The organism is Paenibacillus amylolyticus, assembly GCF_047302515.1.
GTDB classification, from domain to species: Bacteria; Bacillota; Bacilli; order Paenibacillales; family Paenibacillaceae; genus Paenibacillus; species Paenibacillus amylolyticus_G.
Genome location: NZ_CP168019.1, coordinates 2,672,152 through 2,687,041 on the forward strand (window position 1 = coordinate 2,672,152; position 14,890 = coordinate 2,687,041).

The following is a 14,890-nucleotide window of genomic DNA, read 5'->3' on the forward strand; positions in this document are numbered from 1 at the left end:
TCAAATATAACTTTGCTTTTAAGCATTGATCAATGTCACAGCCAGCCTCTGTTCATTCCATTCTATCATCATTACAAATAAAGAGTATGACGAAAATTCGCCATACTCCAGTGAGCCATACTATGTTCATCTATTAAAATTTTACCGGCAATGATGCCAATCCCTCAGATAATAGTGAGTAGTGCCAATGAATTTCTTCGGGAGGAACACTAAGCTGAAGACCGGGAAGTCGACTTAATAGCGTAGTAAATGCTACGTCTCCCTCAACCCGGGCCAGTGGAGCGCCAAGACACATATGAATGCCGTGTCCAAAGGCCAAATGCCGTTTTATTTTGCGTTCAAGATCCAGTTCTTCAGGTTGGTCAAACTGTAACTCATCCCGATTGGCTGATTTCAAAAGAGGAATCACAACATCTCCTTTTTGGATCGGTTGACCATCTAGTTCTGTGTCCTGCGTTGCATAACGAGGGCCTGAAGAAGTCGCGGGCCCGTTGAATCGTAACAGCTCCTCAACCGCAGAAGGAACCAGATTTAAATTTTGTTTAAGTTGTTCCAGTTGTTCGGGATGTGTCAGAAGAAGATAAGAGCCGGTTGCAATCAGATTGGAAGTTGTCTCATGTCCAGCAAATATTAATAACGTGATCATGGATATTAATTCATCTTCATTCAGTCGATCACCCTCCTCCTCAATCGCAATTAATTGACTGATGAGGTCATCTGAAGGTTCCACTCGTTTGTTCGCCACAAGCTGAGCCGTGTATTCTGCGAATGATCGCAAATGCTGCTCTACTTCAGGGTCTTGTTTACCAAAACCAAGACCTTTGGCAATGGCTTCAGACCATACATGGATCTGAGGTCGGTCTTCCTGAGGTACACCGAGCATTTCGGATATGACATTAATTGGGAAAGGGTAGGCATAGTCTTTTACAAGATCCATCTCTCCCTTCCCTTCAACCTGGTTAATCAATTCATCGGCGATTTCCTGGACGCGTGGACGCAGGCTTTCCATATATCTTGGGGTGAACGCTTTGGAAACCAGGCTACGTAGTCGCCGGTGATCCGGTTCATCAACAAAGAGCATCGACTTTCCGGTAAAAAAGGTCTGGGGTTCCGATGAACCCAGCTCGCCTGAGAGATTCTTTCTAATATCATTGTCACTATCAATAGAGTTCATATCTACCGTAAATCGGGAGTGATCTTTTAACACTTCCATGGCTACATCCATCCGAGTTATAATCCAGGTTTGCTCTGATCCACCCATTGGATTGGGAACAGGAACAATGGAGCCTCTGGCTCGCATCTGTTCAAAGATGGCAAATTGATCTTTAACATTTTCTTCACTAAACAAATTGAACTCTGATTTTTCCGATGTTTGGTTATTATTCATTGAAATCTTCCTTTCGTAGTGAAGTTATTAAAATCTATGGAAATATATGTTCATTTTCATTATATACTAGTCGTATATTTAATTTCAAATCAAAGAGTTAGTTCGACAAAAATCACTATCATTACAACTTTTTATGTATATACGATAAGTATAATAACAGTCATTTTGAAAATAAAAAAGAGGTCGGCTTTTGGCCAACCTCCAAATCAATTACGGTGCTTCACCAGTTCCAAATACCACCAACAGGCTTCGGTCAGTCTATTGGCTTCAGATTGAAACGCACTGGATTTGTACTCTTTGTGAAATGCTTGAAGTACCACTTCGATTACAGGAATATTTAAATCCTCTTGATCCTGTAATAGCGTTAAAAGCCCCTTCGAAAGTTGCTTCAATGATGCAGATTCCTTGGATTTTTGTACACAGTTGTTGAACTCATCAAATTCGATCAATACATTATCGATGTCCAGACCCATATCATGGTTACGCTCATCGGCATTCAGGAAATAGAGAGACTGAACGTCGAAAATATGTTCATTTCTCTGATGCATTGTTCTTAATATCACTTCGATGTAGGTTAATACTTTTGGAACAACTTCGTTCCAAACCGGTTTTTTCGTATTTAGACTTCTCGAGGTGTTGGCAATCTGATGCAGTATGCCATAGCACAATATTGCACCTTCGTTGGCATATAAGCTGATGTCTTTTCCGAACACCTGAATCAAGCGTGTAGACAGCCAGTTTAGATGTACTTTAGCCAATTTCGCTGAGTTGATCTCTCCGGCGTAAAAACCAGTCCAATACAATTCCCACACTCGCTCTTTGTCAGGTCCAGACATGGGAATGGCAATCTGATCAACAAGCAGGGCATAATCCGATGTATAGTGATTTTGTTCAAGCTCTTTACGAATGAAAACATCCTCTTGCATACGCTGATCAATAATAGAATATAAACAGTCTTCTTTGGAACTGAAGAATTTGTAAAATGTGCCTTTGGATACACCTGATTGATCCAGGATCATCTGGATTGTTGTATTTGCATAGCTGTGCTCTAAAAATAGTGCAAGTGCTGTTTCCAATAAACTTTGTTTACGACTACTCATATCTCGTTATCGCCCCAAGTTTTTCTATTGATTTTAACATTCATTCCTCAGGAGTTGAAGCATTGATTCGCAGGATAGCTGTCATATAAAAATAATTGCACAATGAGTAAATTTGCACAATGGGCAACTTGTTTGTTATGATAAACCTCACAAAGTGCATATTCAGTAAGTTTGCTCTTCTTAAAAGAATTAAACCATAGTCATTGATGTTGGAGGTGAACGCATAAGCGGAGAATAATGATCAAACGAAACTTGCGACATTTGAAAAAAGAAGCAACTGAAAAAGCACTTGCTAGTGCTGCATTTGAACTTACCCTTGAACATGGGCTTGATGGCTTTACGGTCGAAGATATCGTGCATCAGGTGGGTTGTTCACGTAGAACATTTGCAAACTACTTCACATGTAAAGAAGAAGCCGTAGCAAGAGGCGCAATATCCGTTCAGAATACAACGGAACTCGAAGAGTTACTTACAGAAATGCCCGACAACGTCTCCTTGCTTGACGTACTGTATAACCTGATCAAGATGCAACTTACAACAGAACTTATAGGAAGACTTCATCAACTACTCTCGCTATCCCAGACCTATCCCGTGTTAGAACCGCATTACCTTGGAGCCATGCACCGGATGCAGACGCAGGCACAAGATACCTTATTAGACTTATCTAACGGGAAATATGATGAGATCTATACTTATCTTCTGATTAACGCACTATATGGATCGATACTGCCATTAATTGATGGAAGACTCAATGTGTTGCTGCCCGGACAAGTCATTACTGAAGATACCAAGCCCGGTGTTTTAACATTCGATCAATTTTTGGAAACCACGTTTAATCATTTACGGGCAGGATTTGAACATGCCAACCATCCACATTCATCATAGAGGAGTGTAAAATAGAGAAATGTCTACGTTATTATACAGAGTGGGGAAAACCGCTTTTAGCAAACCTGCCTATTTCATCATTGGCTGGGTTTTAATTCTGGGAATTGTCATCTCCATGATCAGCATCAATGGTATTCACATCAGTTCCGAAATGAAGATTGAAGGCACAGAGTCACAGAAGGTTCTGGATCAATTGGCAAAAGAACTGCCAGCCGCCTCCGGCGGTCAAGGAAGTGTTGTCTTCAAAGCTCCAGACAACGAGCGTTTGGATACGCCTGAACGTTTGGCGGCCATGATGAAAGGTGTTAATGAAGTTTACGGATTAGACAAAGTCATTAACCCTGCGGACTATGCAGCTGAAGCGGGTAATTCGGGTGCTCAGGCGGAGATGGCTCAGAATGCTCAGGCTACTGATATGGCGCAATCCGCAGCAACCACGCCTCCTCCCTATGGGCCTTTGATGGTGGATGGTGTTCCTGTACCTGGAATGCTGATCTCTTCGGACGGCAGCATTGCACTGTTCCAGTTCCAATTTACAATTGAGCAGTCTGCCATAACACAGGATGTATTTGATTCCGTTATTCAGTCCGTTACGACGGTTGAGCAAGGAACCAATATTAAGGTGCTGCCGGGCGAAACACTCAAAACGGTATCGATTGGAGTCGGCTCGGCAGAGATTGTCGGACTGGTCATTGCTGTCATTGTATTGCTGATCACCCTTGGCTCCGTTGTTGCAGCAGGTCTACCTCTGATCACTGCACTCCTCGGAGTTGCCATTGGAGTTGGTGGTGCGTTCTCCATCTCCAAATTCATCGAAATGCCTAGTGTTACTTCCGTGCTGGCTCTCATGGTTGGATTGGCTGTTGGAATCGATTATGCTCTCTTCATTGTTAATCGCCAACGTCGAATGATCATTGATCAAGGCTTGAGCGCAAAAGAAGCAACGGCCAGAGCCATTGGTACATCGGGCAGCGCAGTATTTTTTGCCGGATTAACCGTCATTATTGCACTGTGCGGTATGCTTGTCATCGGTCTCACATTCTTGTCTACGATGGCTTTGGTCGCAGCTGCCACCGTACTCATCAACGTATTCGTTGCTTTAACCCTGTTGCCGGCTTTACTGGGATTGGTAGGAGAACGCATCTGTTCCGCCAAAGCTCGTGAGAAAAGCACGAAACATCCTAAAGCCACTAACCACGGAGTCGCGGACAGATGGGTGAAATTCGTTATCAAAAATCGTTGGGCTACCATTATCGCCATCATCGTCATTCTTGGTTTTGCCGCGACGCCGATCACCAAAATGGAAATGGGTATCCCCGGCGCTTCCTCAGCGAATCTGGATACAACCGCAAGACAAAGTTATGATGCCATCTCCGAAGGCTTCGGGGAAGGGTTTAACGGGCCACTTATTCTGGTCGCAGAGCCTAATCAATCATCCACAAAAGTTACACCGGAACTCTTGGGCGGTCTGGTGATGGAACTTCAAGGTCAGAATAACGTTGCACAAGTCACACCGCTTGGTATGACAGAAGATTTAGCTATTTTCAGTCTCATTCCAAAAACGGGTCCTAACGATAATCTCACTAAAACACTAGTCACTGATCTACGCGCGGCTGATTCCAGCATCGCACAGACCTATGATGTGAAACTTGGAGTTACTGGACTTACAGCTGTAAACATCGATATGTCAGCCAAACTGGCGCAGGTGTTCCCTATTTATGTAGGCATCATAATCCTGCTCTCGCTGATCATCCTGTTACTCGTTTTCCGTTCGATCATCGTTCCCATCAAAGCAACAATTGGCTTCCTGCTTAGTATCCTGGCTACATTCGGGATCACAACTGCTGTATTCCAATGGGGCTGGCTGCATTCGCTCTTTGGTTTCGATACCGGCGGCCCGCTGTTGAGCTTTATGCCGATCATCGTGACAGGTATCCTGTATGGCCTCGCGATGGACTATCAAGTCTTCCTTGTTAGCTCCATGCGGGAATCCTATGTTCATGGTCATCGCGGGACCGAATCCGTTGTTCATGGATACAATCAGGTAAGTCGCGTGGTTGTTGCCGCAGCAGTGATTATGGTCTCTGTATTTGCAGGATTTATATTCACTGACGATGTCATGATCAAACAGATTGGTTTCACTTTGGCGGTAGGCATTCTGATTGATGCTTTCATCATCCGTATGGGCTTGGTCCCTGCCATCATGGCTATTTTTGGAGACAAAGCTTGGGCACTTCCAAAATGGCTGGATCGCATTCTGCCAAACCTGGATGTTGAAGGCGAGAAGCTGATTGCTTCCCTGAATGCTGAAGAGCATGCCAACACGAAGTCTGGATTAAAATAATCCTGCCAATAGAATGGTGATACCACGATTACTATCACGATTCCATTTACCAATACTAGGACCTCCTCTGTTTTTATAAACAGGAGGTCTTTTTTTCCTTTTCACATTTTATGCGGTGATGTCTTCAATATGGATAGTATAGCGTGGGGATTTAGAAGCATTAACAAACGCCGCAAATAACTTCTGACTATAGTCATCTACTTTATAGCTGTACTCTGGATGCCACTGCACAGCCAAAACAAATGAACGGTTTGGCATGACCACGGATTCAACGAGTCCATCTTCAGCGACTGCCACGGCAGTTAACTTATCCGATAACATCTTGATTCCCTGATGGTGGTAGCTGTTCACTTTTATCGTATCGGTTTGCAAGATATCGTATAGGATATTTTTTTCCTCAATATGTACATCATGTACGAGATTCGTATACGGCGGACTTTGCTTATGATTAACGATCTTGTTCCCATGAAGTTGAAGGCTAGTTGGAATGTCTTGATATAACGTTCCACCCAACATAACGTTAAGTAGCTGTAGTCCACGGCATATGCCAAAGGCAGGCTTATCAATCTCAATTACTTTTTGTAATAATATCGACTCCATCAGATCGCGTTCAATACATAACTCTCCACAGGTAACCTCTGCATACTCATGATACAGCTCAGGATTGAGATCATGTCCCCCGGTGAACAGGAACCCATCGAACTCATGAGCCAACGTAGCAAGGATCTCGACATCCGTTGTCAGAGGTAGCATGATTGGAATCCCACCTGCTCCTTCTATGGCGTTCATATAATCCGGAAGCATCCAGTAACTTTTTTTGTCAGTATCATATAAAGGCAGTACACCGATCATGGGCTTTTTCATAGCTTTACCTCCCAGCTTTTCATTCATTTTATCAGATCTCTTCATATATAAATTCACTGAATTATTGCATTATCCTACCTCTATCATCTGCGAACCCGTTTCATCCGGAATGCTGGAAAACTAAAAAAACAAACAAAGCCGCATAACAGCGACTTTGTTTGTAGTCTAAATACCACGGATATGGATTCATCCATTTAGTTTAAACATCATCTCATCTAAGCTGCTTTTACAGTGGTTGCTTCGTCTGAATTCAATTGGATAGAACGCTGGCATATCAGGGTTATGACAAAAGCCAGCAATGCAAGCATCACAGCCACTGGAGGCACCCAATGAACACCACCCATATTAACGGCAATTCCCCCGACGCCGGAGCCTAACGCTATACCCACATTGGCCGCCACAGGCAGGAGTGTAGATGCAAATGCTTTGGACCCCGGCGCGATCGATCCTGACACATCAAACAAATATAACTGGGATGCCGCGCTCATGGAGGATGACAGACATCCAATCAGGAACAGAAACGCCAAGCCGAGCCACACATTAGAAACGGTAAAACTCATTCCTAGGAACAAAATGGCTTGGATGACGAAAAGTCGCTTGAGCTTGGGCAGGAAGTCACCCTTGGCTATTTTGGCACCAATCCAGTTACTCAGGATGCTACAGGCACCATAGATCAGGAGTATGGCACTAATCCAATGTACTGGCACACCCATCGTCTCACTCAGGAGTGGCGTAATGTACGTAAAAACGACGAAAATACAGCTGTTTCCCAGTACCGGGATCAGACAGGCCAGCAATATCCGTGGTTTCACAAAGAGAGACATCTGATCATTGAACGAACCTGCAATCGTTGTTGTTTGGCGTGGCAGAATACGGAACATGAACACCAGCGGCACAACACCTATGCATGCCGTAACAACAAACGTCATGGACCAGCTCAGATGTTGTCCGATAAATGTACCGAGCGGAACACCAAGCACATTAGCGATTGAAAATCCGCCCAGAATCCAGGCGATAGCTTCCCCTCTTCGCTCCCGGTTCACTGCGTCGCTTACGATCGAGATCGAAAGCGATATCGTAAGTCCACAAGCAACGGCCGACACGATGCGAATGGCCATCAGAGAAGAGAACGTTGTTGAGAACACGGTCAATAGATTTAATGCTAACACGATTGCAAATCCGATCAATATGGAACTTCTTCTGGATATTTTGGCTAAGAAGGCCACAGCAAATGGTGTACCCACTGCGTATGCAATCGCAAAACCGGAGACAAGCATACCCGCGGCAGCAAGTGATACTTTCATATAACTTTCAATTTCCTTCAACACACCCACGATAACATACTCGGTTGTTCCCAGTACAAAGCTAACTAGCGTAAGCGTTAAAATAAGTAGGTTCTCTCTATTTCTAGTCATAAATCAATACTCACTAATCCTTTCTATTGTTGCAAGCGCTTCAATTCTGTCTACGATCATTAATTCATGTATTTTCTGCTTTCCATCCCTTCACTTTCGATATATAGTACATTTTGGATAGTGAAATTGTACTGTCAGATACGCTATGCCGACAATCAAGGTTGTTGTGGTTTTATTGCAAAACATTATATATGTTGTCATTTCAACACAGACTTTCATTACAGATTCTGAAGGGAAGACATAGATGAATACACACCACGAATTCGGCCAACTGCATCCAAATCGAAATTGCACCATTATTTATGTAGGAAAACTGGCCGACAATCCCCATTGGAGTTTTCCGACGCATAAACATGACGATCTGCATGAGATTATCTATGTAACTGAAGGCAAAGGAGTGTTCACCATTGACGGCACCAAACACTGGGCTCAAAAAGGGGACATGCTCATTTATAACAAGGGTACTCTTCACGAGGAGAAGTCCAATGCTGAATTCCCGTTATCCACTTTTTATTGTGGCTTTCGTTTTGCAGAAGGCACCCAATCCCTTGAGGATTGGGTCATTCCTCCCTCTAACAATCCAATCATTCGAGCTAACCGATATTCCGATGAGCTCCATTCGTTAATGCAGACTCTCTTCAATGAATTTTCAATTCGGGAACATGGTTATGAGTCTATCTCTGGACATGTGTTAAAAGCAATACTTCTAATCATCGATCGGCAGTCCCGTCAACAGCTTCCTAGTGGGGAGATCGTTGGGAGCAATACCCTTGCTGAGAGCATTAAAGACTATTTAGATACCAACTATCGGCAGAACATTAAACTTAAGGAATTGGCAGATCAATTTCATATCGATTTCTATTACTTAATTCATATGTATAAAAATCACTATGGCACTTCTCCTTATCATTACCTGATTCAACGAAGAATGGGTGAAGCCACCCGATTATTAGTTTCAACCAACAAAAAAGTATGGGAAATTGCCAAACTGGTCGGTTACGATAACCCCAATTACTTTACGATTTTATTTACCAAAACGGTTGGTGAATCTCCACGGAGTTTCCGAAAAAAGAATCAAAAGGATATGTTCGGGGATAAGGTGTCACATTCTTACTAATCTCACTACTCTCTCTAAGCGCAGAAAGGCGCTCCATTTGGGGAGCGCCTCTAGGCCTTACATATTTCTTTACACATTTACTTACTTCTACTCTAAAGCTTAAAGCGGCGAACCAATTCTTGCATGTTCTCAGCTGTTTTGGATAGCTGTGCAGATGATGCCGATATCTCCTGCATCGCCGCCATTTGCTCTTGGGCTGCTGCTGAAGTTGTCTGAGCACTGTCAGCCGACACTTTAGAGATATGACTCATCGCGGCAACTGTAGCCGAGACTTCTTCCGTACTGGCTGACAACTGTTCTGAAACAGCAGAAATATCCTGAATTTGATCCACGATATGTGTTGTATACTGTTCAATGTTCGATATGGTTGCTGAAGCTTCTTGACTGATCCGCATTCCTTCACCAACTTGATTACGAACTTTATCATTCATAAGAGATGTCGATTTGGCAATCAGATCAAGCATTTTGCCAATGGTAGCGCCAATCTCGTCCGCACTTTGTTTGGATTGCATCGATAACGTTCGTACCTCTCCAGCAACGACAGCAAAACCTTTACCGTGTTCTCCTGCTCTTGATGCTTCAATAGAGGCATTCAGTGATAGAAGATTGGTTTGCCGAGAGATATCCGCAATTGCTTCATTCATTCGATTGGCTTCGGCGGATAGACTGGACAGCTCATTAATCAATGCCGAGGTTTCTTCAACAGCTCCGAGAATATGTTCCATTTGTTCTCCGACCTGATTTATCGTTTTTCCACCTTTAGCAACAGCGCGCTCCGTCTCTTCAGCCGAATGCACAATCGCACTCGCAGATTCTGCAATTGTACTGATGCCTCTCGCCATCTCTTCTACGGCATTCGCGGTTTGTTCCGAATTCTCCGCCCCAACGATAGCTGATTCCGCAGTCTGTTGCATGGTTTCAGCCACATGTTGAACCGATTGAGTCGTTTGTTCTGTGCTCTCCTGAATCATTTGTGAAGAGTGGCTCAACAACGATGATGTCTGATGAAGTTCAGCAACCACCGATTGAAGGGAACTGGTCATTTGATCAAAATCATTTGCCAATATACCAAATTCGTTTTCGGTTTTAAGATTCACTCGTTCAGACAGATTGCCTTCGCTTACGCTACGGGTGGCCTTTCGCAGTTTTTGCATAGGTACGATAAAAGATCTCAGAATGAAGAAAATAATTACACCGGCAATCAATACAGAAATAATAATTACCGTAAAGCTAGTGACCAGGATGGGTTTCGCTGCGGCGATAAAGTCTTCATGACCCATCAAAGCAATGACATTCCAGCCTGTTAAAGCATTAACACCCGAATGTACTTCCAGATCATACGCCAGATCCGTTCTGACAAATTGAGAAAATGCCATCGGTTCATCGGAACTTGAAGCCGTATTTGGATGGACTGGAATTCCCTCGATGAGTGCTCCGCCGAGCTCTCCTCCCCCACCTTTTACAATGGCACCGGACCAAGCCACGATGGTTCGATTGGAGTCAACCACAATCAGACTTCCATTACCTCCGACATCCACAATCGATATTTCATTTGCTAATCGCTCCAGATCAAGTTTAATACTTGCTACACCTTGTTCATTTGACAGAGCTTTTGAAATCTCTACATAAATCTTCCCGGATACCGGATCTTTCATAATACTCGAAAAATAGAGTGATCCATTGTTACTTATACCTTTGGCATACCATTCTGTGCTGCGTGGATCGTATGTTGCATCCTCTATTGCTGGAGATGATATAACATCGCCTTGGTCGTTGCCCACGGTTATGGCAAGAATATCAGGATATGTATCAGCTAACTGGTCGATTCCTACTTGTACTGCTTCGTTGTTCGTCTGACTGGGGGTGGTGCCATACATACTGTCTATGTAACTCAATAATGCTGCTTTTTCCCCCACCAGATTGTTAATATGCTGCCCTGTCATGGTTAAAATGGTGTTGATGGGATCCGTCATTTTTTGTTGTACCTGATCTTTGGCACTATCATATGAAAAGTATCCGATAAGTGCAGTTGGGATGATAAGTACCGCAAGGAAAGCTGCAATTAGTCTGGTGCTCATTAAACGCAAAACGGTTCCTCCTTTCTTCAAAAATGAACTTTCTTTCTTTTTCTTTTCCAAAGTGAATCTTCCTCTCTTTATCTATTTTTGGTAGAATCAATCGGCAAGTAAACGCAAAAAAACCCATATATATGCACACCCAAAGAAACTTTGAGCATGTATATACATAGGTATTGCCTGAATGAATTCAGTAACAAGCCGTATTTGTTTAGTATTATAACATAAATAAAAAGGGTTTGTTAACTATGATTGGGTCTTTATACCAGACATCTGTTGTTTATAATCCGTAGGACTTAGCCCCGTATACTCTTTGAACACCTTCGAGAAATAGTGCTGATCGCTAAACGACAGCAAATCGGAAACTTCTTTAAACTTCATGTCGGGTTGACTTTCCATCAGTCTGCAAGCCTCCTGAATGCGAAGACGGGTGTAATACTGAACAAATGTAATTTGTGTTGCATTTTTGATCACTCTGCTGACGTACGATGGGCTAACGTGAAACTTCATGGCAATGTCGTTGATAGACAATTGAGAGTATTTATTTAGTTTTACGTAATCGTCAATCTGTTCGAAGAGGATCGCCTTGCTTTTTCGTACGTGGGATTGCAGCATATCGAAGCACTGTCCCGTCCATTCCGTCAGTTCTCGGCAAAAATCGGCATAGGACTGTGCCTGGGCGAATTGTCTTGACCGAAGCTCCAGACCCAATCTCATGCCCGCCCCCTGTTCCTCGTACAGATGAGCAAACGTGTCTACAATTAATCCAATAAACCGCTCCACCTCGGTCATATGTACATTTTTCTCTGCCCATCGATTCAGCAATTCAGATAACTTAAGAGCAAACCGTTCTTTCTGCCGAGCCTGTGTCATCTGTACAAAAGCAGATTCCTGCACGGGATCCAGACAGCCTGTCTCAGATCTGGCCATCGACACCGGATTCCCGGTATCCAACACTATTCCTTGTTTCAACCGTTGCTGCTCAGACAAAATGGACGACATGCGGTGATAGAGCTCCGGCAGATTACCAGACTCAGCGAATAGAAGTTGTCCTCCAATGATTGCATCGATGTCATGCGCAACCAAATGCCGTCGCAACGATTCAAGACATTCATGTACGGAAGAGTACACCTCAAGTGCACTCTTGTTAACAAAAGCAATAAATTGATATGGGGTTTGACTGGTGTACACACGACAAGGATGGAATGCAAAAAAATCCTGCACTATACCCTCAAGTTCCACCTGCACCCATCGTTCATGCCCTGCGGTAAAAGGCTGTTTGCTCATAATGATCATCATCTGGCTGAATAAAGGCGGAAAAGCCTCCCCTTGTTTCAGTGCAGTTTCACATTGGGGATGAATGATTTCCTGCAAATCCAGCAGTTCCTTGGACATCTGTTGATCAAGTTGGTCAATTACCCGACCCATGACTTCTTCAAGCGCCTCTCGCTCGACAGGTTTTAACAAATAGTCAAACACTTGCAGGTTCAATGCTTTTCTTGTGTATTCAAAATCGCTGTAACCGCTAATCAAGATGACCTTCAGATCCGGGTTGGCAAGCTTGGCTTGCTCAATCAGGGACAGCCCATCCATTTTCGGCATTCGTATATCTGTCAACAGCAGATCAATCGGTGACTGCTTGATCGCTGCCAAGGCTTCTTCTCCATTCGTTGCCGTAGCAGCTACACGAATCGGGAAGCTCAGCGTCTCCAAGAGCATTTTAATATTACGTAATATCGGTTTGCTATCCTCAACGATCATAACGTTATACATCGCCTATACCCCCTTGCTAGTAAAAATCCTTCGTCAGTGAGCCGATGATCTGAATCGTTGCTCCATGTTGCTCTTCCGCATGATTGTTAAATATATTAATAAAGAGCCGGTTGTTATACATTAGTTTGAGTCGATTAACACTATTGATAATCCCCATGTTACCAAGGGCTGTTCCACAATCGGCGGTCTGGTTCATTCCGGAACCTGATGCCTGAATATTGGCTAAAATCTCCTGGATCTTATCCGGTGGAAAGCCCTCTCCGTTATCTTTGATCTCCAAAGCCCATAATCCGTTATATTGCTTCACGGTAATCTGGATACGCCAAGGCGGCGTGGTGTTGGCAAAGGCATGTTCAATGCAGTTTTCCACAAACGGCTGAATGACCAACCGCGGCAACCGGATATCGTTCGCCAGCTCGTCAGCACAGATGTCCCACTCCAGATCCTCTTCGTACTTTTGTTGTACAAGAGACAAATAATGTCTCGTATGTTGAAGCTCCTCAGCCAAAGTCACATGCGCGTATGGTGAAGAGACAATATAACGCAGACTGTCCGAAAGATGTTTGCACATATCCGATACAACTTTGGTCTTCCCCTCTTGAGCGGCAATACTGATCAGGTATAAGACATTATGAATAAAATGAGGTGCAATCTGGGCTTGCAGCGCCGAATTACGCGCCTTTACTTCTTCATGAAGCGCCGACTTTTCCCGGTCAATCGATTGCTGCAGCCTCTCCATCAGATCCTGAAAGGCTTCATTCAGCAATAAGAGATCGTTATTCTTCGGCGTTTCATCCACTTTCAGATTCATATTGCTGTAGTTCATGCGCCAGATCTGACCGCGCAGCTTGCGGATGGGTAACAGCAGGTTACGTGTCGACAGGAAGATATACACAAACGAAACTAGCATCAGTGCTGTAATCAGCAGAATGGACATCGTCTGAACCGAATGGATCGAGCCTAGAACAGATTTTTTGGGCGTTATGATATACGTGATCCAGCCTGTACTGGGTGAAGTGGAATGCGTGATATAATTGTCGTTTTTGTCCACATCCAGTCCCTCGTCTGATGAAGGCTTTGTCCAATTGGCAAATGTCACACCCGCTTCCGAACCTGTCATCTGCTCCCCTTGTTCATTCAGAATATAGACCTCGCCAGCGGTAATACCCTCTGTTAGGTTCTGTATATAGGCCTGTTCCATCTGGATGCTAAGATAACCGTACACCTTGCCGTTCTGATCATTGATCGTGCGCACAAAGGAGATCGTATCGTCTTGACGCAGCAGAACAAAACCACTTTCCGTCCAATCTCGTCCGACCTGACTACTCTCCATCATGGTGTTCAGGATTGCGGGAGGATTGCCCGAACCCAGATATGATGTCAGGAGAACCCCGTGATTGTCGTAGATGGACATGTCCTTGATATTCATGCTCGGCCCGATGGCCTGAAACATGATGTCTTTGATGATCCGAATCTGTTTCAGCCTTTCATAATTACTATGTGCTGAGGAGCTCTTGTCCATGGCTGCAAATATATTTTTGCTGGATAATATTCGCTGCGACATCTGGTTCTGTTGTTCTACGTAGAGATCAACTTGCTCTCTTACCTTCGTAGCTGTAACGAGCGTATCCTGCTCTGTTTTCAGTTTGAGCGGGCGGACAACGATCACATTCACATAAACGATAAAACAGCCCAGCACGAACAAAAGCAGAGTCAGAAATGTCAAAAACACCTTTGTCTGCAAACTGAATTGAGTTGCTTTATGTATGAGCTTTGCCATTCTCAGAGATGCCCTCCTGTTCTGACTTGATGTGAAATCCCTTATATTCATGTCTACTCTATCACGGTATTTCATGAAATGATAGCGATTTCAAGTTCAGGATTTTACACATCAACGTTCAAGCACAGACATGTACCGGGGCGAGAAAAG

Annotated in this window: 10 protein-coding genes; 3 read left to right on the forward strand and 7 right to left on the reverse strand. The window is 43.8% G+C overall.

Features of this window, described 5'->3' with window-relative positions; genetic code table 11:
• Positions 1-133: 133 nt before the first annotated feature.
• Both ACDJ59_RS11385 and ACDJ59_RS11390 read right to left on the reverse strand, forming a co-directional pair.
• Complete coding sequence (locus ACDJ59_RS11385; RefSeq protein ID WP_413408945.1) at positions 134-1,387, reverse strand: cytochrome P450 family protein; 1,254 nt, start codon at positions 1,385-1,387, stop codon at positions 134-136.
• 206 nt (positions 1,388-1,593) lie between these two features.
• Positions 1,594-2,487 (reverse strand): TetR/AcrR family transcriptional regulator, encoded by an 894-nt coding sequence (locus tag ACDJ59_RS11390; RefSeq protein WP_413408947.1) that lies wholly within the window; start codon positions 2,485-2,487, stop codon positions 1,594-1,596.
• A 237-nt stretch (positions 2,488-2,724) separates the two neighbouring features.
• Here ACDJ59_RS11390 and ACDJ59_RS11395 point away from each other — a divergent pair, with 237 nt between their 5' ends.
• Together ACDJ59_RS11395 and ACDJ59_RS11400 are read left to right on the forward strand one after the other, a co-directional pair.
• Positions 2,725-3,372 carry a TetR/AcrR family transcriptional regulator gene (locus ACDJ59_RS11395; RefSeq protein ID WP_413408948.1) on the forward strand — a complete coding sequence of 216 codons (648 nt, stop codon included), beginning with the start codon at positions 2,725-2,727 and terminating at the stop codon, positions 3,370-3,372.
• 19 nt (positions 3,373-3,391) lie between these two features.
• Complete coding sequence (locus ACDJ59_RS11400) at positions 3,392-5,716, forward strand: MMPL family transporter (protein WP_413408949.1); 2,325 nt, start codon at positions 3,392-3,394, stop codon at positions 5,714-5,716.
• Between the two features lie 108 nt (positions 5,717-5,824).
• Here the strand turns inward: ACDJ59_RS11400 and ACDJ59_RS11405 are convergent, their stop codons facing one another.
• Both ACDJ59_RS11405 and ACDJ59_RS11410 read right to left on the reverse strand, forming a co-directional pair.
• On the reverse strand, positions 5,825-6,580 hold the full coding sequence (locus tag ACDJ59_RS11405) for a gamma-glutamyl-gamma-aminobutyrate hydrolase family protein (protein ID WP_413408950.1): 756 nt from the start codon (positions 6,578-6,580) through the stop codon (positions 5,825-5,827).
• A gap of 215 nt (positions 6,581-6,795) precedes the next feature.
• Positions 6,796-7,995, reverse strand: a complete 1,200-nt coding sequence (locus tag ACDJ59_RS11410) for an MFS transporter (protein WP_413408951.1) — start codon at positions 7,993-7,995, stop codon at positions 6,796-6,798.
• A 244-nt stretch (positions 7,996-8,239) separates the two neighbouring features.
• Between ACDJ59_RS11410 and ACDJ59_RS11415 the strand changes: the two genes are divergently transcribed.
• Positions 8,240-9,112 carry an AraC family transcriptional regulator gene (locus ACDJ59_RS11415; RefSeq protein ID WP_413408952.1) on the forward strand — a complete coding sequence of 291 codons (873 nt, stop codon included), beginning with the start codon at positions 8,240-8,242 and terminating at the stop codon, positions 9,110-9,112.
• Between the two features lie 92 nt (positions 9,113-9,204).
• Here the strand turns inward: ACDJ59_RS11415 and ACDJ59_RS11420 are convergent, their stop codons facing one another.
• From ACDJ59_RS11420 to ACDJ59_RS11430, 3 genes are all read right to left on the reverse strand, one after another.
• Positions 9,205-11,190, reverse strand: coding sequence for a methyl-accepting chemotaxis protein (locus ACDJ59_RS11420; protein WP_413409780.1), 1,986 nt, complete (start codon positions 11,188-11,190; stop codon positions 9,205-9,207).
• 243 nt (positions 11,191-11,433) lie between these two features.
• Positions 11,434-12,960, reverse strand: a complete 1,527-nt coding sequence (locus ACDJ59_RS11425; protein ID WP_413408953.1) for a response regulator transcription factor — start codon at positions 12,958-12,960, stop codon at positions 11,434-11,436.
• 16 nt (positions 12,961-12,976) lie between these two features.
• Positions 12,977-14,740 (reverse strand): sensor histidine kinase, encoded by a 1,764-nt coding sequence (locus ACDJ59_RS11430; RefSeq protein ID WP_413408955.1) that lies wholly within the window; start codon positions 14,738-14,740, stop codon positions 12,977-12,979.
• Positions 14,741-14,890 lie beyond the last annotated feature (150 nt).

What these genes read in the sequence shown, in the direction of transcription:
- ACDJ59_RS11385 (WP_413408945.1), bottom strand. Translation starts at nt 1,387, where the DNA reads ATGAATAATAACCAAACATCGGAAAAATCAGAGTTCAATTTGTTTAGT.
- ACDJ59_RS11390 (WP_413408947.1), bottom strand. Translation starts at nt 2,487, where the DNA reads ATGAGTAGTCGTAAACAAAGTTTATTGGAAACAGCACTTGCACTATTT.
- ACDJ59_RS11395 (WP_413408948.1), top strand. Translation starts at nt 2,725, where the DNA reads ATGATCAAACGAAACTTGCGACATTTGAAAAAAGAAGCAACTGAAAAA.
- ACDJ59_RS11400 (WP_413408949.1), top strand. Translation starts at nt 3,392, where the DNA reads ATGTCTACGTTATTATACAGAGTGGGGAAAACCGCTTTTAGCAAACCT.
- ACDJ59_RS11405 (WP_413408950.1), bottom strand. Translation starts at nt 6,580, where the DNA reads ATGAAAAAGCCCATGATCGGTGTACTGCCTTTATATGATACTGACAAA.
- ACDJ59_RS11410 (WP_413408951.1), bottom strand. Translation starts at nt 7,995, where the DNA reads ATGACTAGAAATAGAGAGAACCTACTTATTTTAACGCTTACGCTAGTT.
- ACDJ59_RS11415 (WP_413408952.1), top strand. Translation starts at nt 8,240, where the DNA reads ATGAATACACACCACGAATTCGGCCAACTGCATCCAAATCGAAATTGC.
- ACDJ59_RS11420 (WP_413409780.1), bottom strand. Translation starts at nt 11,190, where the DNA reads ATGAGCACCAGACTAATTGCAGCTTTCCTTGCGGTACTTATCATCCCA.
- ACDJ59_RS11425 (WP_413408953.1), bottom strand. Translation starts at nt 12,960, where the DNA reads ATGTATAACGTTATGATCGTTGAGGATAGCAAACCGATATTACGTAAT.
- ACDJ59_RS11430 (WP_413408955.1), bottom strand. Translation starts at nt 14,740, where the DNA reads ATGGCAAAGCTCATACATAAAGCAACTCAATTCAGTTTGCAGACAAAG.